Below are 20,322 nucleotides of genomic sequence, written 5' to 3' on the forward strand. Positions count from 1 at the left end.
CATAGGATAACAACCCCCATCTCCCTATCCCCCCATCCCTCCACCTTGCCATTTTTCGAGAATTAAAACCCCTGTAATCCTATACATTGCACACTTAAAAACGAGGAATTTAACTATGGCTATCTCTGAAGTCACTCAAAAACTATTAGCGGCTAAAAAAGCGGCTGGCGTAAGCTTTGCTGATTTAGAAGCCAAGGTGGGTTGTGATGAAGTTTGGATTGCTTCGGTGATCTATCGTCAGGCGAGTGCTTCCGTGGAAGAAGCCACCAAAATTGTGGAAGTCATTGGTGCAGATGTATCCCTAATCGAACCGTTAACCGAGTGTCCCGTGAAAGGCTCTCTAGAGCCGGTGATTCCCACTGATCCTCTGATTTATCGTTTCTACGAAATCATGCAGGTCTACGGGATGCCTATTAAAGCTGTGGTTCATGAAAAATTTGGCGATGGCATTATGAGCGCCATTGATTTTTCTGTGGATGTAGAGCGCGAACCTGACCCAAAAGGCGATCGCGTCAAAATCATTATGTGCGGTAAGTTTTTACCGTACAAGAAATGGTAACTCTTGTCTTTATGTCTTTATGTCTTTAGGGTGGGCTAAGTTTGGCTCACCCGAACCACCTCGAAGAATACTGAAATTACAGCCCAATTCAATGACTGCATCAGCAAAAAAACGGGTTCCCCCTTTCGATCGCGAAACGGCGATCGCCAAAGTCCGCATGGCAGAGGATGCCTGGAATAGCCGAGACCCAGACCGCGTCTGTCTGGCCTACACCGAAGATAGTTTTTGGCGCAATCGGGCGGAAATCTTCCAGGGAAGGGAAGCGATTCGTGACTTTTTACGCCGCAAATGGGATAAGGAACTGGACTATCGCCTCGTTAAAGAAATGTGGGCCTTTGGCGAAAATCGGATTGCCGTGCGCTTTCAATACGAATGGCGTGATGATTCGGGTCAATGGTATCGTGCCTATGGCAATGAAAACTGGGAATTTGATGCGAGTGGCCTCATGCAACGACGAGAAGCGAGTATTAACGATCGCCCCATTGCAGAAACAGAGCGTCGTTTTGATTGGCCCCTATCGAGTCCTCGACCCCAAGATCATCCGGGATTAATCAATTCACCAGAATAGCTATTTTACAGATAGTTAAAGAGGAGTAAACTTAGCTATCCTGATAATCAGAACACTCCAACCACCGCGTCTTATGAAAGTTACGGTTGATATTCCGGCGATCGCACTCTCTCAATTCGTTACTCCCACTCTCTCCGAACCCCGCATTACCTTGGGCAATATTTCTTGGCAGCAGTATGAAACCCTGGTTACCACACTCTCACCTCGCCCTAGTTTGCGCCTGAGTTATAACCAAGGACTCTTAGAAATAATGACCACCTCTTCCCAACACGAAATGATTAGAAGTCTCATTGGCAGGCTTCTGGAAACTTATGCATGGGTAGAAAATCTTGACTTTTATAGTTATGGTTCGACCACCTTTCGTAATGAAACTGCGGCCAGAGGTTTAGAAGCTGATGAAAGCTATTGTATTGGCCAAAGGCGAGAGATTCCCGATCTGGCAATCGAAGTGGTAATTACGAGCGGTGGGATCGATAAACTGGAGATCTATAAAGGGTTAGGAATTGGTGAAGTTTGGTTTTGGCAAGATGACTGTTTTACACTGTATCAATGGGTTGATGCGATCGCAGAATATCAAGAAATCGAACGTAGCCAACTGCTACCCAATTTAGATTTCGATCTCCTCTGTCAATTTATCGATCCGGAACAAGAACCGCAAATGATTCGCGCTTATCATCAAGCCTTACAAAACCGGAAGCTATAGGGTCAATTCCTCCCACAAACCTTAACCAATCTTGCCAAGTTGGTCGCGCACCTGCATCAAAATCACGCCTAACCGGTTTTTGCCGCTTCCATCTTTCCCACATCCCCAATAATAGTCAATTGGGGAGTTTTCTATGATCGCTTCTTCTCCCGTTCCTAATAAAATCTGCCGTAGCTCTTCATGAGTTTTAAACTTTTGCAACACTCCCTGCAACATAATGTCCTCTTTCACCTGTTCCCAATCTTCCCGTAGGGGATGGGTGCGATCGCGTCCCATTTTTGCCGCTTGTTTCGGGGTTTTCGCCATTTGAATCTTCTCACACCAGGGGCGATCGGTGGTTACAAACTTCTGCGCTTGGAAATAATGCTCGCTGGTGGGCCACCATAAGTCATCTAACGTAAACCCATGGGCCGAAAAATTAGAGAAACAACCATAAGGCTTTTCACGAGTAGAATAGAAGTAAATCGTCATCGTTCCTAGTTTACAAATCATTGAGTACCGCCCCAACTTCCATTTTATACGGTAAACTAGGTCAGCGATCGCTCAATCCCATTCCCCATTACCAGAATATGAAACGCCCAATTTCTCGCCGTAGCATTCCCCCGAAAATTAGTACTATTCCCCGTCAACAGTCGGAAGCATCAGATTATCTAAATCTTTATCAACTGGCGGTAGAAAAGCAACGACTTTCCCAGGAACTGCAAACGATTGAGCAAAGAAGTCAGCAAATTGAAAAACGTCTGGCTGTAATTAACCATCAGATGGATCGACTAAAAAAAAACACCCCATCTCCCGGCGCTACCGGCGTTTCTAATCCTTCCTTACCTGGACTAAATCCAACGAAAAAATCATCAGGGCGCTCGACGGGTTATGAGACATTCATGTTAGATTACTAGAGAATTGAACTACTCGTTTTCTTTGGCATCACTCGCCACATTCGCTATCATTTTCCCTCAATCTCCAGTCGATCCAAAATCCTTTGCAATGCTACCTTGAGAGCCGGTAAATCTAACTGTGTAGTTTGCCAAACCACCTCTAGATCTACCCGAAAATACTCATGAATCACCATATTCCGCATTCCTCGAATCTGATGCCATGGAATTGTTGGGTCGGCTGACTCCCAATCCTCAATTGCACTCGCTACTGCTTCCCCAATTATAGCAAAACTGTACAGCACTGCCCGCAGTGCTTGCGGATTCTGAATAAACGCCTCAAAATTCAAGTTTGAAGTGGTTTCTTCGACTAGGGTAATTTCAGTTAATATATCCTGTACCCGTAACTTGAACTCTCTAGATTGCACGAATTCTCTCCTTCAAGACTGTTTCCCGCAAGTGGGGACGCAAGGAGTTGGGTGTTCCCAGGTCTACCGAACACCCCAATAACTCTTCCAAATATGCCTGCAATCCTAGCAGTGTAAACAACCCAACGGGGCGGTTAAATTCGACCAAAACATCTACATCACTATCTGGGGTAGCCTCATCCCGTGCCACAGAACCAAATAAAAACAACGCCTTTACCGCAAATTGCTCCAGGTTCTCTCTATGGCGATTTAATTTGTCTAAAACCTCCTGCCTTTCCATTCACTGATTCCCTCCAAATAATTGTTCATTGTTCATTGTTAATTATTCATTATTCTCTTCTTCTAACTCCTGAATCGCCAGTAAAAGCGCCTCTTCTTGTTCCTCAAATTCCTCTTCGGAAATATCACCCATGTCAAAGGCTAACTGGAGGGTGAGCAATTGCTTATTCAAATCTTCTTTATCATTTAACTCGGCATTGGCATGTTCTAGGACTTGTTCGCCAATCCAAAGCATCCCTTCAATGGGGCCAAGAACGGGTAGAGTCAGTAATCGTAAAATCATGGTTTCATCCTAGAGGTTAGTCCTCTAATTTGGCAAAATTGAATGGAGCGGTAAAATTATTATATCGGATTCGCAAACGGCCTTCAAATTGCTGATCTAAATGCTCAACTTGCTGTGAGAATTTTGGCTCATCATCCCAAGGAATGAGATAAGCGGTATTGTAAATCATGGCATCGGTAAGGGACTCATTTTCAATGACCTCGATCGCCAACGGATTCAGAACCTGTTGAAATTGAGCAATAATCCCATCTTGGCGATGTTGCAAAGCTTGTTCCAATGCTTGACCAATGCCAATCACCTGATCCATAGCGAGTGGTTGTCCTTCCAGGCGATCGCGTTTTGCTCTTAACTCTTCATTTTCGGCTAAAAGCTGTTGTAACTCTTCCTCCATCTCCCACAATACCTTAACACTGACCTCTCGATAGCCCTTAAGCTTCTCAAATAAATGCTTTAACTGTTCTCGATAAGGCTCAATGAGCAGTGCTTGCACCTCTTGCCAATTCTCCACCGTTAACCCAAATTGCAGAGGTAAAACCGTCCGATATCCCGCTTGCATCGCCTCTTCTAACACCTGTTCGTGGCACAGTAGGTTCCGACGACTGGCTAAATATCGGTCTTGCTTGGCTTCCGAGCAAAGAAAGGCAAATCCGTCCACTTGATGAGCATGAACCGGTTGTTTGTCCAATCCCAGCAAATCTAAGTGTTGCGGCCCTGGAGACGGAAAAATACCATAAAGATAAAACGCGGAACAATCATTCATCCGAGATTCTGACATGAGGTTGATGGGTCTATCTTATCAGTCTGGGCGATCGCTAAGGCGGTATCCCCTATTCCCTATTCCTTAGTGCAAAGTGCTATTAAGTCATCTTTGTCACCCATACGGTACACTGGTAAAGCGCTTTTCATCCAGTGTAAACTTTATGGGTCGCAAGAAAGCAACTGTTAATTATCTGATCGTCGATGACCTCAGTGTTCCCCCCGAAGACCAAAAAGGAACCCTGATTGCTGTTGAAGGTCGTCGCAACACCGAACCCAATCGCCAAAAAGCCCTAGACAAGGCGATCGAATTGTGGCAAGAAGGTCAATTAGAGGGATTTGCCGATGGGTTATCCCTGGAAAATGTGATTTTTGCCCCTGGAACCTCCGGGCCGGCTACAGAGGCATATAGTGCCTCTTCAGAGGAAGAATTGCCCTTACAAAAAGCGGCGAGAGATGTCATTACCCTGATCGATTTATTGATTCATCGCGGGGAAGCTATCCAAGAAGCAACCCCCCTATTGCCGATTTTAGAAGCGGCTGAAAAAGGGCAAAAACTGACTGAAGAACAGACCGCACAGGCTAGGGATAGATCCTTTAGTAAAATTCTGACTCGACTGGCCACCTCGGTGACCGAGCATCAAACGTTTGTGGAAACCCCTGGGGTAATGGAATCTATCCAAATGATTATTGCGATTATCCAAGACGATCGCCTGATTACCCCAGAGCAAATTTTACCGCCTTCCTCTAACGAAACCGAAGAGGAAATAGAGGATGAGGACGAGGACGATTCCCCATGAGTCAAGTTTCCCTCCAGGAACTCATTACTGGGGCAAAAGCGGGTCAATTGGTGAGCTTTCCTACAGATACCGTACCTGCTTTAGCCACTTTGCCCCATTGTGCCTCCCTAATTTTTGAGGCCAAAAACCGTAGTTTCAAGAAACCCCTAATCCTGATGGGGGCGGTTCCCCAAGACCTCTGGCGGTTTTGTCAAGGGACTCCTGAAGAGGAGTTGATTTGGCAACAGGTGGCTGCCCAACATTGGCCGGGAATGCTCACCCTAGTCTTACCCGCATCACCGGCCGTTCCTCAAGCACTCAACCCGCAAAATCCGACGAGCATTGGGTTAAGGATACCGAATAGTGCGATCGCCAAAACCATTCTCGCTCAAACCGGCCCCCTAGCCACCACCAGTGCCAACCGTTCTGGCCATCCTGCCCTACACAACCTAACCGAAATTGCCACTGAATTTCCCCAAGTCCTTACCCTTAGGGGGGATGAATTCAACCCAGAGAACTCACCCAGTGGTATTCCCTCCACCGTTGCCCGTTGGGCAGGGAAAGATTGGGAAATTTTACGGCAAGGAGCGGTTAAGCTGTAAAATCTCATTTCCCGAATCGCACTAGAATACATACAAAATCAATTGGGGATTCACTCACTACCATGGCTTGGGGGAATTGGTTAGAGTTTACATCTGGAGTGATCGTAGGGATAGGGGGCCTCAGTATTAGTCGGACCCTGTGGAAGAACCGGAAACGCTCAAGGAAAACAAAAATGAAACGCAATTATTCTGCCTCCTCATCTGATACGGATGAAGTGCAACAGCTTAAACTGGCTTATCAAATGGCAACTGATATGGCCCAGTTCAAGCAAGGATTTTTAGGCAGAATTTCCCATGAATTGCGATCGCCATTGAATGGCTTGATCGGAATGCATCAACTCATTCTCAACGATCTCTGTGATTCCCCAGAAGAAGAACGGGAATTTATCGCCAAGGCCCATGATTCCGCCCTCAAATTAATTAAGCTCATTGATGAAATGGTGATGATTTCCAAAACTGCGCACGGCACCGATGTCATGGAGATTGAAACCATTCCTTTAACCGAAGTCTTTCAAGATATCTATGATTTAACCTACTTGCAGGCAGCCAATCGAAATTTACAGCTCGATATTGTAATGCCCGATCCCGAAATTTATGTCAAAGCTGATTTACGCCGCCTCAGACAAGTGTTAACCAGTTTAGTCGATAGTGCGATCGCCCATATGAGTGAAGGCTCCATTCACCTTCATGCCGATCCCGTTCCCGAAACCCAACAGGTTTATCTCTATCTCGAAGACCAACGCTCCGCCGACTGTTGGCAAGAACCAATTGATTTATTAAATACGCCCCCTAACTCAGAGTTAACTGGGAATGGCTCGCCCTCTCCTGGACTCACTCTGATGGCGAATCAACTACTCTTAGAACTGATGCACGGCAGCTTAGAGTTACTAAATGTTCCCTCAATGGACTCCTCTGCCCAACCCGAAACCAGTCGCCTCTTATGTAAATTGCCTTGGGATAGCTCGGAACCTGAACGTCCAATCCATGCAATTACAGATTAGAAATGTCTGGGTCAAATTGGTAAAATAGGAAAATTTGAGTTAGGAGAAAAGGATATGTGCGATCGCGGCTACAGACCTAGAACGGGAATGCTGACCCAGAACGGGAAGGTTGACCCAGAAGGGTTTGATTTTGCCAGTATCCTGAAAGCCTCGCAAGCTCTGACTGAAATTGTTCAATTTGACGAACTCCTGCGTCAACTCACTCAAATCATTTGGCAAAATTCTGGGGGAGATCGCTGCGCCCTTATGCTTCCGGACGAGAAGGGAATGTGGCAGATAGAAGCGATCGCAACTGCCGAAAATATTGACCTTTGCAGGTTTCCCCTCAAGGGATACATGAACTTACCCGTCAAGCTGATTGAGTATGTTAAAAACACCCGCGAAATTTTAGCAATCGACGAAAGTGAGACCCCTTTACCCATTGGCGATCCCTACCTCGATCGCCAACCTCCCCAAAGTCTTCTCTGCTTGCCTTTACTGCATCAGGGGGAGTTAATGGGTATTGTGTATCTCAGCCATCAAGCAACATCAGGCATTTTTACAGGCGATCGCCTTCTCGTTCTCAACTTCCTCTGTACCCAAGCCGCCCTCTTCCTAGAAAATAGGCAACTGTCCCAGAACTTAGAACGACGGGTACAGGAGCGAACTGAAGCACTATGGCAAAGCCAACAAGAACTCTCCGACTATATAGAAAATGCCACCATCTCATTACACTGGGTAGATAAAAATGGGAGGATCGTCTGGGCCAATCAAACCGAATTAGATTTCTTGGGATATAGCCGAGAAGAATATATCGGGCAACCCATTGCCAACTTTCACGCCGATCCAGAAGTGATTGCTGATATCCTCACTCGCCTCTCCAATAATGAAACTCTAGTTAACTACGAAGCCCGCTTGCGTTGTAAAGATGGCTCCCTTCGCTACGTGGCCATCAATTCCAATGTCTTGTATCGAGACAGTGAATTCATTCACACCCGCTGCTTTACAGTCGATATTACTCAGCGCAAATCCATCGAACGAGAATTGCAAGAGAGCCAACAACGCTACGCTACCCTTGCCGACATACTACCGGCTGGAATTTTTCTCACCGATCCCCAAGGTCACAGCCGTTACAACAATCCCAGTTGTTGCCAGATGCTGGGTCTAACACCAGCAGAAGCCTTGGGAGAAGGATGGTCTCAAACCTTGCATCCCGATGACCGCGATCGCGTATTCCAAGAATGGTATCAAGCCGCGCACAATCAACAGATGCCCTATCATACCGACTGTCGCTTTCTACATCGCGACGGTAAAGTGGTTTGGTTGAGCGTGCAAGCCGTTGAGGAATTCGACCTTGACGGAAACTTAACCGGGTATATCGGCACTCTGATCGATGTTACCAAACGTAAGGCCGCTGAAGCTGCTCTCCACAAGCTGGTGGAAGGCACCGCCGCAACCACAGGTGAAGATTTCTTTCCTGCTCTAGTTCGTCATATTAGTACAGCTCTTGACGTTCCAATTGCCTTGATTACTCAGTTCGTGGGCGAAGAGCTACACAGCATTGCCTTTATACTCGATGGCGAATTGCAACCCAATTTTACCTACGATTTACCCGAAACGCCTTGTATTGAACTGGTGACTGAATACTCCTACCATTGTCCTTGGGGTATTACCGATCGCTTCCCCAACAATCCCCATCGAGAAAGAGGGGTTGAGAGCTATCTGGGAATCGCATTGCGCGATCGCCAAGGGCAGGTGCTGGGCAGTTTGTGCATCTTTGATCGCCGACCTCTACAAGAGCCGGAACGAGCCAAACAGATTCTCGAAATCTTCGCTAGCCGCACCGCCGCAGAAATGGAGCGCCAGCGTGTCGAAACCGCCCTACACAATCTGATTGCCGGGACTGCCGTTACCAAAGGTACAGACTTCTTTCCTCTCCTTGTGTGCCACCTCACCGAAGCCCTAGGCGTATCCCACGCTCTGATGGCCGAGCGAGTGGGCGAGGAAGAAGTCACTCTCGCCTATTACGGCGATGGCGAACTCATTCCCTGTAAATCCTTATCACTTGCGGGGACTCCCTGCGAGCAGGTATACGACAATGAAGTGTATTACTGCGAGCTAGAGCCATGCCAGACCTGTTCAGAACTGGCTAGGATGGGAGCCAAGAGCTATCTGGGGGTAGCACTATACGATCGCCAAGGCAATCCCATGGGGCTGCTGTGCATTTTCCACCGTCAGCATCTCACCGATCCGACCCACGCCGAGCAAATTTTGCGGGTATTTGCTGCCCGCGCCGCCACTGAGCTAGAGCGTAAACGAGCAGAGAACGCCTTACAAAACTTAATTGCTGGAACTGCAGCGTTAACTGGCCCTGACTTTTTCCCCGCCCTCGTCCGTTACCTCGCCGAAGCCCTCAGAGCCTCTCATACCTTTGTGACTGAAGTCGTTGAGGGCGATCACTTACACTTTTTGGCCGCTTGGGGGGATGGGGAATATCTTCCCAACGATACCGTTGATGCCGAGGGAACGACTTGTGCGATCGCTCTTCAAGAGGGTGTCTACCATTGCGATCGCGATGTGGTCGCTTCTTTCCCGGAAAATCCCAGACTGGCACTCATGGGAGTGGAGAGCTACATGGGTATTGCCCTCCAGGATCGTGAAGGTCGCAAGATCGGCACCCTTTGTATCTTTTCCCGTCAGCCCCTATTTGACCCAGAGCGATCGGAACAAATCCTGCAAGTGTTTGGTGCCCGTGCTTCTGCTGAACTGGAGCGTCAGCGAGCGCAAACCGCCTTAGAGCAATTTAATCAAGAACTGGAACAGCGAGTGGAAGCACAAACCCAAGAAATCGTACGCTCCGAAAAAGATTTACGCACTATCTTTAACAATGTCTATGATGGCATTTTTATTCACGATTTGGAGGGTCGTATTCTCGATATCAATAATCGGGTATTGGAACTCTTCAAGGCGACGCGGGGGCAAATTTTGGCAACCACGATTGCTGATTTATCCGCACCAAGCGCTCCCTTCCACAATCTTCCAAAACTACTCAAACAAGCCAATGCTGGCGCAAAATTGCAATTTGAATGGAAATCTCAACGATTGGACAATTCTACCTTTGATTCTGAAGTTTGTCTGCGCAAAGTCACCTTGGGCAACCGCTCGGCGATCGTTGCTGGGGTGCGGGATATTAGCGATCGCAAGCAAGCAGAAAATGCCCTTCAACTGAGCGAGGCTCGTGCTAGAGCAACGTTTAGCCAAGCCTCTATTGGTATTGCAGAAAGCAATATGTATACAGGGCAATTGATTCAAATTAATGATTATTTTTGTCAGATGTTAGGCTACTCTTCCGAAGAGTTGCTTACTATGAGTGTAGCTGATATTACGCATCCTGGAGATATGCCAGAGTCCAAACACTTAATTCAAGGACTGGCCAATGGAAAAATTAAAAATTTTGTTACTGAAAAGCGATATGTTCGTAAAGACGGCTCGATCTTATTTTCCCTAACCTCCGTAACTCTTGTTCATATGCCAGACGGCAAATCTAACACTTGTTTAGCCATGTTGCAAGATATTGGCGATCGCAAGCAAACGGAAGTGAAGCTGCAACAAACCAATCAAGAACTGGCTCGGGCAACTCGCTTGAAAGACGAGTTTCTGGCCAATATGAGTCACGAATTGCGAACCCCTCTCAATGCCATTTTGGGAATGACCGAGGGACTACAAGAGGGAGTTTTCGAGCCGATGAATGCCATGCAATTGAAAGCGCTCAGGACGATCGAACGGAGTGGGTTCCACTTGCTGGAACTGATCAATGACATTCTTGACTTGGCGAAGATTGAATCGGGGCAAGTCGATCTAGAATACTCCTCTGTTGCCATAGAGCATCTGTGCCAATCGAGTTTGGTTTTTGTCAAGCAACAGTCCCAGAAAAAAGGTATCCAACTCCATTTGAAGGTTCCCCCTAACTTACCCGATATTACTCTTGACGAACGGCGGATGCGTCAGGTCCTGATCAACTTACTCAACAACGCCGTCAAATTCACCCCAAAAGGAGGACAAATCGTTCTCGAAGTCGCCCCCTTGCTCCTAGATAAAACCCGTGAAAACTATCTGCGTTTTACGGTTACAGATACAGGTATCGGCATCTCCCCAAACAATTTGCAAAAATTATTTCAGCCCTTTATCCAGATTGATAGTTCCCTCAATCGACAGTATGAAGGAACGGGACTTGGTTTGGCTTTGGTCAAACAGATTGTGGAACTCCACAAGGGATGGATAACCGTCACGAGTGAGGTTGGAGTGGGCAGTTGTTTTGCCATCAAGCTGCCTTATGCGATTTCTGAACCCAGGTTTTCCCCTTTATTAAAAGCAACCTCTGAGTTGAATGGGAGCGCTTCAGTACAACCGGTACAATCGGCGATTTCTCCCCTGATCCTTTTAGCAGAAGACAACGAAGCCAATATCATCACGGTGTCCAACTATCTACGAGCCAAAGGGTATCGCCTTCAGGTGGCCAAAAACGGTCAAGCTGCGATTGATCTGGCTCAGAAGGAATCTCCCGATCTGATTCTCATGGACATTCAAATGCCCCATGTGGATGGGTTAACGGCGATCGAGCGTATTCGCCAAGATCCAGATATGGTTCAAGTCCCCATTATCGCACTGACGGCACTCACCATGGAGGGCGATCAAGAGCGCTGTTTGGCCGCAGGGGCAAATCTGTACTACAGCAAGCCAATTAGACTCAAAGAGTTAGTTTTATCCATTCAAAAACTGTTGTAACCGATCCTTTTTTGCTAACAAAAGCTCTTTCCCCAATAAGCTTTCTTGCAGGACTTACGCATCAAAACTGTGGAGAAGAGAGGTAAAGTTTTGCCCCTCTTACACCATAGCTGTGAATGAGTTGGTTAGGACAGTTAGGTTAGGGTTTGAGGCAAGAGGCAATAGAAAATGTCCTAACTCTCCTTTTCTCTGCTATACCACAATCCTATGCCCTATGCCCTAGCGCAAAGCGCTATATTATGACTCTTAGGATCTAACTCCCTTGAACTAAAGTCTCAAGGGCGTAAGACGGGGACTTATCTCCTACAGTTACACCACCATGAATCATCGTCTGCATCTGTGAACTCGATTCAAAGAAAGTGTAAGGGGAACGGACTTCCGGACGACTCACCTCATCCAACTTTTGCTGTAGCTCGATGGGGATTTCAAAATCCAGCGCCCCGAGATTATCTTGCAGTTGGTGTAGCTTGGTGGCACCAATAATCACCGATGAGACCATCGGGCGGTTGACAACCCAATTCAAGGCTACCTGAGGCATGGAACGATTGAGTTGTTTGGCAACCTGTTCTAATTCAGCCACGATCGCCCAATTTTTCTCCGTAAACCGATCAAAAACTGGATTACCGCTATTAGCCATTGTTGCCAAGCGACCGGAACCTTCTCCACCCTGCTCGGAAGGCTTATATTTACCGGAAAGCAAGCCACCCGCTAAAGGCGACCAAACCATAATACTTGTCCCGAGATTTTTAGCTAAAGCAGTGTACTCAAACTCAATGTTGCGCTCCACCAAGGAATATTCCAGTTGCATGGTGCTAATGGGTTCCCAATGACGCTCTTTTGCCAAGGTTTGCGCCTGTGCCATATACCAAGCAGGGGCATCCGACAAGGCAACATAGCGCACTTTGCCCGATCGCACCAGGGTATCCAATGTACTCATCACCTCCTCTGCTGGGGTGACTTGATCCCAGGTATGGAGCATGTAGAGGTCGATGTAGTCCGTTTCTAAGCGCTCGAGGGAACCTTCCACAGACCGGAGGATATTCTTGCGACCATTGCCCCCCGTATTCGGGTTGCCCGGTTCGGTGTTGTAGCTAAACTTGGTGGTGATGACCATGCGATCGCGGATTCCCCGATCTTTGATGAATTTGCCCACCATCCGCTCGCTATTGCCATTGGTATAGAGATTTGCCGTATCAATAAAGTTACCGCCTGCTTCCACATAGGCATCGAACAGTTGGCGAGCATTCGCTTCATCGGTCCCCCAACCCCAGTCTTCGCCAAATGTCATCGTTCCCAGAGCCAGACGGCTAACTTTTAACCCCGTATTGCCCAGTGTATAATACATAGATCTTGTTTCTCCTAAAGTAAATTTGATTTTCGTCATTTTTTGCGATCGGACTCTGTAGCCCGCTCGCCCATTCCCGAGCAAAACAACCCTGCCAAGAAAAATTCAATTGATCGATGTTTGAGAGCGAATGCGATCGGGTGTCGTCCCTGTCCACGAGTGGAAGGCACGGAAAAATGAGTTGGGATCTTCGTAGCCTAATAAAAGCGAAATCTGCGTGTAAGGTAGCTCGGACTTCGTGATGTAGTACCGAGCAAGTTCCTCACGAACCTTAGTCAGAATGAGCTTAAAACTGGTGCCTTCGTCGCCCAACCGTCGTTGCAGGGTACGTCGGCTAATCAGGAGTCGGCCAGCGAGATCGTCAACAGAAGTTTGTCCACTCGGTAGCATTTCCAGCAGGGCATCGCGCACCCGTTCTCCCATACTGGTTTCAGCACGGATTTCAGAGAGTCTTTTGCGTAACTCTGGTTCAAAAAATTCCCACATCTGTAGATTTTCAGTCAGAAACGGCTTGACGGCATCGTCGGCTGAAAACGAGATGGATAGTTTTTCTCCTTGGATAGGAACTACGCCGAAATAATCGGCATAATCTTGCAGTGAAGGTAATTCACAGGGGGCAACAACTTCTAGTGGGACGATAGGTTCCCGAGTTGCCATTCTTGCCAATTGCACAAAAAAGCCGAGTTCAATACCAGTCAGAGAGACCGGAACTTTCAGTCCTCTCTCCAGAAACCGAAGCTGTACATTTGTGAATGCTTTAGCAATTTTTACATCCAGCTTCATCGGTCCGATTAGACATTTAAACTGACTAATTCGTTGCAAAGCCGTATTGAGATTGGGACTGCAATAGGCCGCAAAAATGGGCGGTTCAAACACTTCGCTACTGAGGTTGCGGATCATCTGCAAGGGAAATACTGGATCGTCCAAAAGAAATTCTATTGCTCGCCAGAAACGAAAGTATTCATCGGTACTGAGACTGGCATCTTTTCGGGCATACAAATCCAAAGGTAATTCAGCACGCCTCAAGACTTCAGTAAACTTAACTCCCAGATCGTTAAGAAGAACCCTCCAGCCCGGACTAAGTGCAAAACGAATTTCTGTTTTCATTGAACTGTCATCCTTGTGATTACAGAAAGGCTAGGTCTGCCTTTTCTGGGTTATTTGTTTCCATTCCATCCACGAGAAAACTTAAGCATTTTTTCTCACCAAACCGTTGTCGATTATTTGCTGGAAAAAATCATTCATTGACTCGGCTAATGGGCGATAGCTGATGCCGAGTTCTTTAATCCCTTTGCTGTTATCCGCTTTCCAGGGTAAATTGATATTCCGAGCAATAAATTGGCGGCTCATGGTTTTATCTACTATTGGGCCAATCAGCCACAACAACCATTTGGGTGTAGATTTGCGTGGAATGGGATAGTTTTGGCCATATCGATCGAGCAACGTTTGGGACATGGAAAACATATCGGTATTATGTCCGGAAATAATGTATCGGCCCTTAGCTTCTGGAGTGAATCCAGCCTGGAAGTGCGCCTTAGCTAAATCGCGGACATCCACTGCACCAAAGGCCCATTTGGGTGCGCCAGATTTCAATGTGCCGTCCCCCATCTGTTTGATTAAAGTAAAACTTTCTGAGGTTGCGTAAGGGTTAATTCCAGGGCCAATCACCAGGCTCGGATTAATCGTCACCAGATCCCAGCGGGATTGAGCTTGATTAATTTTCCATGCTTCTTTTTCGGCAACAGTTTTTGAATAGAAATAGGGGTTATGTTCCAGTGAGGAACTGGTGTTCCAGATTTCCTCGGTGAATACGCCGTTAGGGGTCTTTTGCAGATCTACGTTGTCGCCGTAGATCGCTGCACAACTGCTGGTGAGAACAACCCGCTTGACAGAGGGCGTTCGATTAGCGGTCTCCAATACGTTGCGAGTCCCCAGTTTGGCAGGATCAACCAGTTCTTTCTGGGGGTCTTGGATATCTAGTTTAAAGGGGGAGGCAGTATGAAATACCAGTTCGCAACCCACCATTGCTTCTGCGTAAGATCCCTCATCGAGAAGGTCAGCTTTGAAATACTTGATTTCACCAGGGCTTGCTGCGGCGATCGCATTGAGATAGTGCAGTTTTTCTGGATTGTTCGGATCGCGCACGGGGGCATGAACGGTCAGTCCTTCCTCCAGCAGTTTTTTAACTAGCACTCCAGCAACATAACCAGTGGCACCGGTTACCATTACGGGGGCAGAGCGCTCAATCGTTGTCATAGTCAAGCTCCTGTTTTGATGGTGGTTTGCTTCACTAAAACCCATCATAGGAGATGCCAAAGGTGAAGACACTAGCAGACTGCGCCTATCTATATTCAAAGGGTGCCAATCGGTATGCAGGCGAAACCTATAGCGCTTTGCACCAGGGAATAGGATTGTGGTACATGGCATTGGGGATTCAACAATTTACTTCATAACAGCACAAAGTGCTGTATCGACAACATAAACATAAGGGTGTGAACTTTGATCTGGCTAACTTTTGGAGACGGGATAAGATGGTCTCATAGACGGCAAATTCTTTAAACGATGACAACGATTTGACCCCCTCTTTTAAAGAGCATTAAACAAATGAAAAGACGAGATGTACTGCGATTAGGAGCATGAACCGCATTAGGATGGAGTACAACTTCTGCATTGAAAGCCTGTCGCCGTTTGTCCCCATCTTCTTCCGTTCCATTATCGATTGAAGAAACTCGCGGTTTGGAATCGGCAAGCAGGAGAGGAACAGATGTCTATCATTTTCTTAAAGATGTAGGCCAAGGATTTTCCGGCACGACAGTGCGATTAATCACTGAAGATTCCCCATTTGAAGAATCAGCTAACTCCCAAATATCTGGAAAAGTGGCAGTCGCTCCTTGTCCCCAAGCCATTGCCCTGCGTCCAGAGAGCGCATGTGGTTTCGGCGAAGTTCCAGGTGTGAGCCGTCAAGGGGGCAGTAGTCTGGCGCTCTCTCGTTACAGCAAAAATCGAGATGCAGCCTGGGTCTTTTTGCAATGGCTCACCAGCGCAGACACCATGACTCGGGCAGCCCTATTGAGCAAAACCAATAGTGTTCGCCGCAGTACCTACAGCGATCCTCGTTTGAAAATGGGGTTTGGAGCCAATCCCCAAGTTGCCAATTATTTTGAGGTTACCTTAGATGCCATTGAAAATCGCATGGGAACGGAACCCCACCATTCCAATTGGATTGAAGTGGGTTTTGATCGCTTCCCCATGGAACTGGGAAAACTAATGACCAACCAACAAAGCATCCGAACCACCCTAAACAACATGGCGCAAGCTGCTGCCCGAGCAACAGAAACCCTCTAACTCAAATCTATGAAAGCTATTCCTGGGAATATTCGCTCACGAATTGAGCGTTTCTTCAATCATTACAGCTTGCGCCATCAACTGTTAGGCGTATTTTGCTTCATTGCTCTGACTCCCCTGGCGGGCTTTGCTTGGTGGAATTACCAGACTACGCGGACAGCTTTGATTCAATCGGCCAATCAATCGCTCAATGCAGCCGCGTCCCAAACGGCAGCAACTCTTGATGCCTTTGTTCGCATCAATTTGACGGTCATTGTCACGGAAGCACAACAAGAAATCCTTGCCACTTATTTACAAGCTGCACCCAATGCTTCTCCCTCCGTCAGAGAGCAGGCATTCAACACTCTAAAAACTTCGATCGCCAAAGATAAAGTCTTTTTAGTTTCCTCCGCTGTTCTGAATACCAATGGACAAAATCTCCTGGATACTCGCACCCCTCAGAGGGTATGGGACGAGTCGAATCGGGAGTATTTCCAAATTGCCCTAGAAACGGGAGAGCCTTTTGTCTCTAATGTAGAATTTTCTGAGATTGACGGTCAGCCTTACTTATATTTCAGCCAATCGATCCGCGATCGCCAAACCGGGGCAGTGGTTGGTGTATTGCGCAATCAGTACCATGCCGCCAAACTCCAAAACCTCCTACTACAAAATAATAATTTAGCGGGTTCTTTGTCTTTTCCTATTCTGCTCGACGATCGCAATTTACGCTTGGCACAGGGATATCGCGATGATGGAGGACTTCCCCAATATTTGCGCTTCCAATTTCTGGCCCCTCCCCAACCCGAAACCTTGGATGAATTACAGCAAACCTATCGTTTACCTGCTTCCCTCCCTACCGATAGAGCTACTCAACTGACGGAATTTGACCAATTTGCTGCCAATTTCAACCCCGATCGTCCCTACTTTACAACCATTTTGTCCCAAGAGAAGAACATAGAATATGCAGGTGCAATCCACATGAGCGAAAGCCGACCGTGGAAAGTTGCTTATTTGCGCCCAAAATCTGTTTTTCTCGAACCCATCAACATTCAAACGCGCAATAACCTCCTCCTCGCTTTGGGGACAACCCTTGCTGCCATTAGCGTGGGATTTGGCATGGCTAATGTGATTTCTTCTCCCATTCGACGCTTGACGGCGATCGCCAAGCAAATCGCCGAGGGGAATTTGAGCGCCCGTGCAGACCTGGAATCGGGTAATGAAATGGGTGAATTGGCTCGCACATTCAATACGATGACTGCACAATTGCGCTCTTCTATTGATACTCTCGAAGAAAAAGTACGAGAGCGAACCTTAGAATTGCAAGTGGCCAAAGAAGCCGCAGACAATGCAAACCAAGCCAAAAGCGAGTTTTTAGCCAATATGAGCCACGAATTGAGAACTCCCCTCAATGGTATTCTGGGCTACACACAAATTTTAGGACGATCTAAAACAGTCGGTGCAACAGACCGCCAAGGAGTGAATGTCATTCACCAATGTGGCTCTCACTTACTAACATTGATTAATGATGTTTTAGATTTGTCCAAAATCGAAGCTCGTAAACTAGAGTTAAATCCCATTGCCGTTCATTTTCCCTCTCTTTTACAAAGTGTAGTGGAAATGTGCAAAATTAAAGCCCAACAAAAAGGAATTGACTTCATTTATCAGCCCAGCTCTCGCCTGCCGGAAGGAGTAGAAGTAGATGAAAAGCGCCTACGACAGGTGTTAATCAACCTTTTGGGCAATGCCATTAAATTTACGAATCGCGGTTCTGTGACGCTGCGGGTAGATGTAATTTCCGAGTCCGAAACCAGTGCAACCATATTTTTTCAAGCGATTGATACTGGGGTGGGCATTGCCCAAGCCGATTTAGCCAAACTCTTCCAAGCTTTTGAACAAGTCGGCGATCGCCAAAAACAATCTGAAGGAACCGGGTTAGGATTAGCCATCTCCAAGCAAATTGTTGGGTTGATGGACAGCACGATTGAAGTCACTAGCCAATTGGGTCAAGGAAGTGAATTTTCCTTTTCCGTTAACTTTCCCCTTGCTGTAGATTGGGCAACACGCCAGATCGGTCTAGAGGGGAGCGATCTGATTATCGGTTACGAGGGAGATCGGCGGACAATTCTTGTTGTGGATGATCGCTGGGAAAACCGCACTGTTGTCTCCAACTTACTCACTCCCCTCGACTTCACGATTATTGAAGCAGAAAACGGTCGCGAAGGCTTAGAAAAATTACGGGAGAACTCACCCGATTTAGCGATCACCGACCTCTTTATGCCTGTGATGGATGGTTTTGATTTCCTCAAGCATATCCGGAGTTCCAAAGACTTGCAACATCACAAAATTATCGTCTCTTCCGCATCCGTGAGTGAAAAGGAGCAATATCGAGCAATGGATGCAGGGGGCGATTGCTTCCTGAACAAACCCGTCGATTTTCGAGAATTGTTAGCAGCAGTCTCGGAATGCTTGGATTTACAATGGATTTATGAAGATCGAGGGGATACGGAGGCGCTTTCAGAGTCAACCGCTGCCCCAATGGTTCTGCCAGCACCTGAGATCCTCAGCAACTTATTAGATTTGGCACAGCAAGATCGGATTCGAGAGCTGTCTGAATCCCTAGAAAAACTTGCCTGCAATAATTCGATGTATATCCCGTTTACTCAACTCTTACTCGACCTGGCCAACCAATTTGCCACGGAGGAAATCGAAGGTATACTGCAACAATATCTGACCGAAGGAGAATGCCATGCAGAATAAAGCTGACGATCAACCGGAAATTTTAGCTGTTGATGATACGCCAGCCAATTTGCGAGTGGTAGCGGACACCTTATCTCCTGCCGGTTATATTGTTGCGGCTGTAACCAGTGGTGAGCGCGCTCTCAAGCGCTTACAAACCTATGTTCCCGATCTGATCCTCCTCGATATTCAAATGCCAGGCATGGATGGCTTTGAAACCTGTCGGCAAATTAAGGAAAACCCCAATACTGCCAGCATTCCCATCATTTTTATTACGGCTCTATCAGACGACGAGAGTATTATCAAGGGATTTAACCTGGGAGCCGTCGATTACATTACCAAACCGTTTCGCGAGGCGGAAATGCTAGCACGAGTGAAGACGCACTTACAGTTGGGAAAGTTGAGGGCAAACTTAGAAAAGCAAGTGGAGCAGCGCACGACTGATTTGACTCAAGCGATAGAGAAATTGCGATCGTCACAAATGCAATTGGTTCAACAAGAAAAAATGGCAGGATTAGGAAATCTTGTAGCGGGGGTCGCTCACGAAATCAACAATCCGTTGAGTTTCATTAGTGGTAATATCACGATGCTTAAGGACACTCTTGTCGATCTGTTGGCAATTATCCAAGCCTATCGCCAAGAATATCCCGAACCCAGCCCTGACTTAGCAGAAGAGATTGAAAATGCAGATCTTGATTTTTTGCTCGAAGATATTCCCAAAATTCTTGTTTCTATGCAACAAGGAGTGAAACGCATTGCTAATATCAGCACATCTTTGCGAACCTTTTCCCGTGCAGATACAGATGTCAAAACTGAGTTTAATGTGCACGAGGGTCTTGACAGTACTTTATTAATCTTAAAATACCGCCTTAAAGCTAATCAGCAACGCCCTGCCATTAAAATTGTAAAAAAATATGGCGATATTCCTGAACTAAAATGCTATCCGGGGCAGCTCAATCAAGTCTTTATGAATATCTTGGCAAATGCGATTGATACTCTAGATGAAAAGAGCAAGAATAAGTCTTTTGAAGAGACAGAAAAAAATCCTAATTATATTACTGTTACAACTGATTTGAGCGAAAACAAACAGGATGTTGTAGTCAGAATCATCGATAATGGTATGGGAATGCCAGAATCTGTAAAGGCGAAAATATTTGAGCAGGGATTTACTACTAAGAAAGTTGGGAAAGGGACCGGTTTGGGAATGGCAATCGCCTGTGAAATTCTGACCAAAAAGCATTGTGGAAAAATCACCTGTTCTTCAGAATTAGGGCAAGGAACTGAATTTGTGATTTCTCTTCCTTTGAGTTAAAGTGCTTCGCG

19 protein-coding genes are annotated in these 20,322 nt (G+C 46.7%); 11 read left to right on the forward strand and 8 right to left on the reverse strand.

All coding sequences use genetic code 11. The features are described from left to right. Nucleotides 1-115: 115 nt before the first annotated feature. From cynS to J7529_RS09535, 3 genes are all read left to right on the forward strand, one after another. Entirely contained in the window at nt 116-559 is a 444-nt protein-coding gene (gene cynS / locus J7529_RS09525) for a cyanase (RefSeq protein ID WP_318728777.1), read from the forward strand. Between the two features lie 91 nt (nt 560-650). Further along, on the forward strand, nt 651-1,127 hold the full coding sequence (locus tag J7529_RS09530; RefSeq protein ID WP_318728778.1) for a nuclear transport factor 2 family protein: 477 nt from the start codon (nt 651-653) through the stop codon (nt 1,125-1,127). Between the two features lie 73 nt (nt 1,128-1,200). After that, nucleotides 1,201-1,830 carry a Uma2 family endonuclease gene (locus tag J7529_RS09535; RefSeq protein WP_318728779.1) on the forward strand — a complete coding sequence of 210 codons (630 nt, stop codon included), beginning with the start codon at nt 1,201-1,203 and terminating at the stop codon, nt 1,828-1,830. Nucleotides 1,831-1,851: 21 nt separating this feature from the next. Here the strand turns inward: J7529_RS09535 and J7529_RS09540 are convergent, their stop codons facing one another. Beyond that, nucleotides 1,852-2,301 carry an NADAR family protein gene (locus J7529_RS09540; protein WP_318728780.1) on the reverse strand — a complete coding sequence of 150 codons (450 nt, stop codon included), beginning with the start codon at nt 2,299-2,301 and terminating at the stop codon, nt 1,852-1,854. Between the two features lie 20 nt (nt 2,302-2,321). Here J7529_RS09540 and J7529_RS09545 point away from each other — a divergent pair, with 20 nt between their 5' ends. Then, the gene (locus J7529_RS09545; protein WP_318728781.1) at nt 2,322-2,726 is read left to right on the forward strand and encodes a hypothetical protein; all 405 of its coding nucleotides are present in this window, start codon (nt 2,322-2,324) and stop codon (nt 2,724-2,726) included. 47 nt (nt 2,727-2,773) lie between these two features. Here the strand turns inward: J7529_RS09545 and J7529_RS09550 are convergent, their stop codons facing one another. Genes J7529_RS09550 through J7529_RS09565 form a run of 4 tightly spaced genes read right to left on the reverse strand, consistent with a single transcriptional unit; the run spans nt 2,774 to nt 4,452 of the window. After that, complete coding sequence (locus J7529_RS09550; protein ID WP_318728782.1) at nt 2,774-3,130, reverse strand: DUF86 domain-containing protein; 357 nt, start codon at nt 3,128-3,130, stop codon at nt 2,774-2,776. Continuing rightward, nucleotides 3,120-3,410 carry a nucleotidyltransferase family protein gene (locus J7529_RS09555; RefSeq protein ID WP_318728783.1) on the reverse strand — a complete coding sequence of 97 codons (291 nt, stop codon included), beginning with the start codon at nt 3,408-3,410 and terminating at the stop codon, nt 3,120-3,122. Before J7529_RS09555 ends, J7529_RS09550 begins: the two co-directional genes overlap by 11 nt. A 42-nt stretch (nt 3,411-3,452) precedes the next feature. Then, a complete protein-coding gene (locus tag J7529_RS09560; RefSeq protein WP_271940263.1) occupies nt 3,453-3,692 on the reverse strand; it encodes a gas vesicle protein GvpG in 240 nt (79 codons plus the stop codon). Between the two features lie 16 nt (nt 3,693-3,708). Then, the gene (locus J7529_RS09565) at nt 3,709-4,452 is read right to left on the reverse strand and encodes a GvpL/GvpF family gas vesicle protein (RefSeq protein ID WP_271940264.1); all 744 of its coding nucleotides are present in this window, start codon (nt 4,450-4,452) and stop codon (nt 3,709-3,711) included. Between the two features lie 160 nt (nt 4,453-4,612). On the opposite strand from J7529_RS09565, the gene J7529_RS09570 reads away from it, so the two are divergent. The 4 genes from J7529_RS09570 to J7529_RS09585 all read left to right on the forward strand — a co-directional run bounded on the left by J7529_RS09570 (nt 4,613) and on the right by J7529_RS09585 (nt 11,594). Further along, on the forward strand, nt 4,613-5,248 hold the full coding sequence (locus J7529_RS09570) for a hypothetical protein (protein ID WP_318728784.1): 636 nt from the start codon (nt 4,613-4,615) through the stop codon (nt 5,246-5,248). Continuing rightward, complete coding sequence (locus J7529_RS09575) at nt 5,245-5,829, forward strand: L-threonylcarbamoyladenylate synthase (protein ID WP_318728785.1); 585 nt, start codon at nt 5,245-5,247, stop codon at nt 5,827-5,829. Before J7529_RS09570 ends, J7529_RS09575 begins: the two co-directional genes overlap by 4 nt. Nucleotides 5,830-6,002: 173 nt before the next feature. Continuing rightward, nucleotides 6,003-6,830, forward strand: coding sequence for a HAMP domain-containing sensor histidine kinase (locus J7529_RS09580; protein WP_318728786.1), 828 nt, complete (start codon nt 6,003-6,005; stop codon nt 6,828-6,830). 54 nt (nt 6,831-6,884) lie between these two features. Then, nucleotides 6,885-11,594, forward strand: coding sequence for a PAS domain S-box protein (locus J7529_RS09585; protein WP_318728787.1), 4,710 nt, complete (start codon nt 6,885-6,887; stop codon nt 11,592-11,594). Nucleotides 11,595-11,847: 253 nt separating this feature from the next. Here the strand turns inward: J7529_RS09585 and J7529_RS09590 are convergent, their stop codons facing one another. The 3 genes from J7529_RS09590 to J7529_RS09600 form a co-directional block, all read right to left on the reverse strand. After that, nucleotides 11,848-12,939: an aldo/keto reductase gene (locus J7529_RS09590; protein ID WP_318728788.1), complete on the reverse strand. Its 1,092-nt coding sequence runs from the start codon at nt 12,937-12,939 to the stop codon at nt 11,848-11,850. 105 nt (nt 12,940-13,044) lie between these two features. Further along, nucleotides 13,045-14,046 (reverse strand): AraC family transcriptional regulator, encoded by a 1,002-nt coding sequence (locus J7529_RS09595; protein WP_318728789.1) that lies wholly within the window; start codon nt 14,044-14,046, stop codon nt 13,045-13,047. 81 nt (nt 14,047-14,127) lie between these two features. Next, nucleotides 14,128-15,195 (reverse strand): NAD-dependent epimerase/dehydratase family protein, encoded by a 1,068-nt coding sequence (locus J7529_RS09600; RefSeq protein ID WP_318728790.1) that lies wholly within the window; start codon nt 15,193-15,195, stop codon nt 14,128-14,130. Nucleotides 15,196-15,609: 414 nt separating this feature from the next. Between J7529_RS09600 and J7529_RS09605 the strand changes: the two genes are divergently transcribed. From J7529_RS09605 to J7529_RS09615, 3 genes are read left to right on the forward strand one after another with little or no spacing between them, the layout of a single operon-like run. Continuing rightward, the gene (locus J7529_RS09605) at nt 15,610-16,284 is read left to right on the forward strand and encodes a hypothetical protein (RefSeq protein WP_318728791.1); all 675 of its coding nucleotides are present in this window, start codon (nt 15,610-15,612) and stop codon (nt 16,282-16,284) included. Nucleotides 16,285-16,293: 9 nt separating this feature from the next. Then, nucleotides 16,294-19,020 carry an ATP-binding protein gene (locus tag J7529_RS09610; RefSeq protein ID WP_318728792.1) on the forward strand — a complete coding sequence of 909 codons (2,727 nt, stop codon included), beginning with the start codon at nt 16,294-16,296 and terminating at the stop codon, nt 19,018-19,020. Beyond that, entirely contained in the window at nt 19,010-20,311 is a 1,302-nt protein-coding gene (locus J7529_RS09615; RefSeq protein WP_318728793.1) for a sensor histidine kinase, read from the forward strand. The genes J7529_RS09610 and J7529_RS09615 overlap by 11 nt, the downstream gene beginning before the upstream one ends. The last annotated feature ends 11 nt before the right edge of the window (nt 20,312-20,322 follow it).

It is taken from the genome of Roseofilum sp. Guam (genome assembly GCF_017746735.1).
GTDB lineage: Bacteria > Cyanobacteriota > Cyanobacteriia > Cyanobacteriales > Desertifilaceae > Roseofilum > Roseofilum reptotaenium.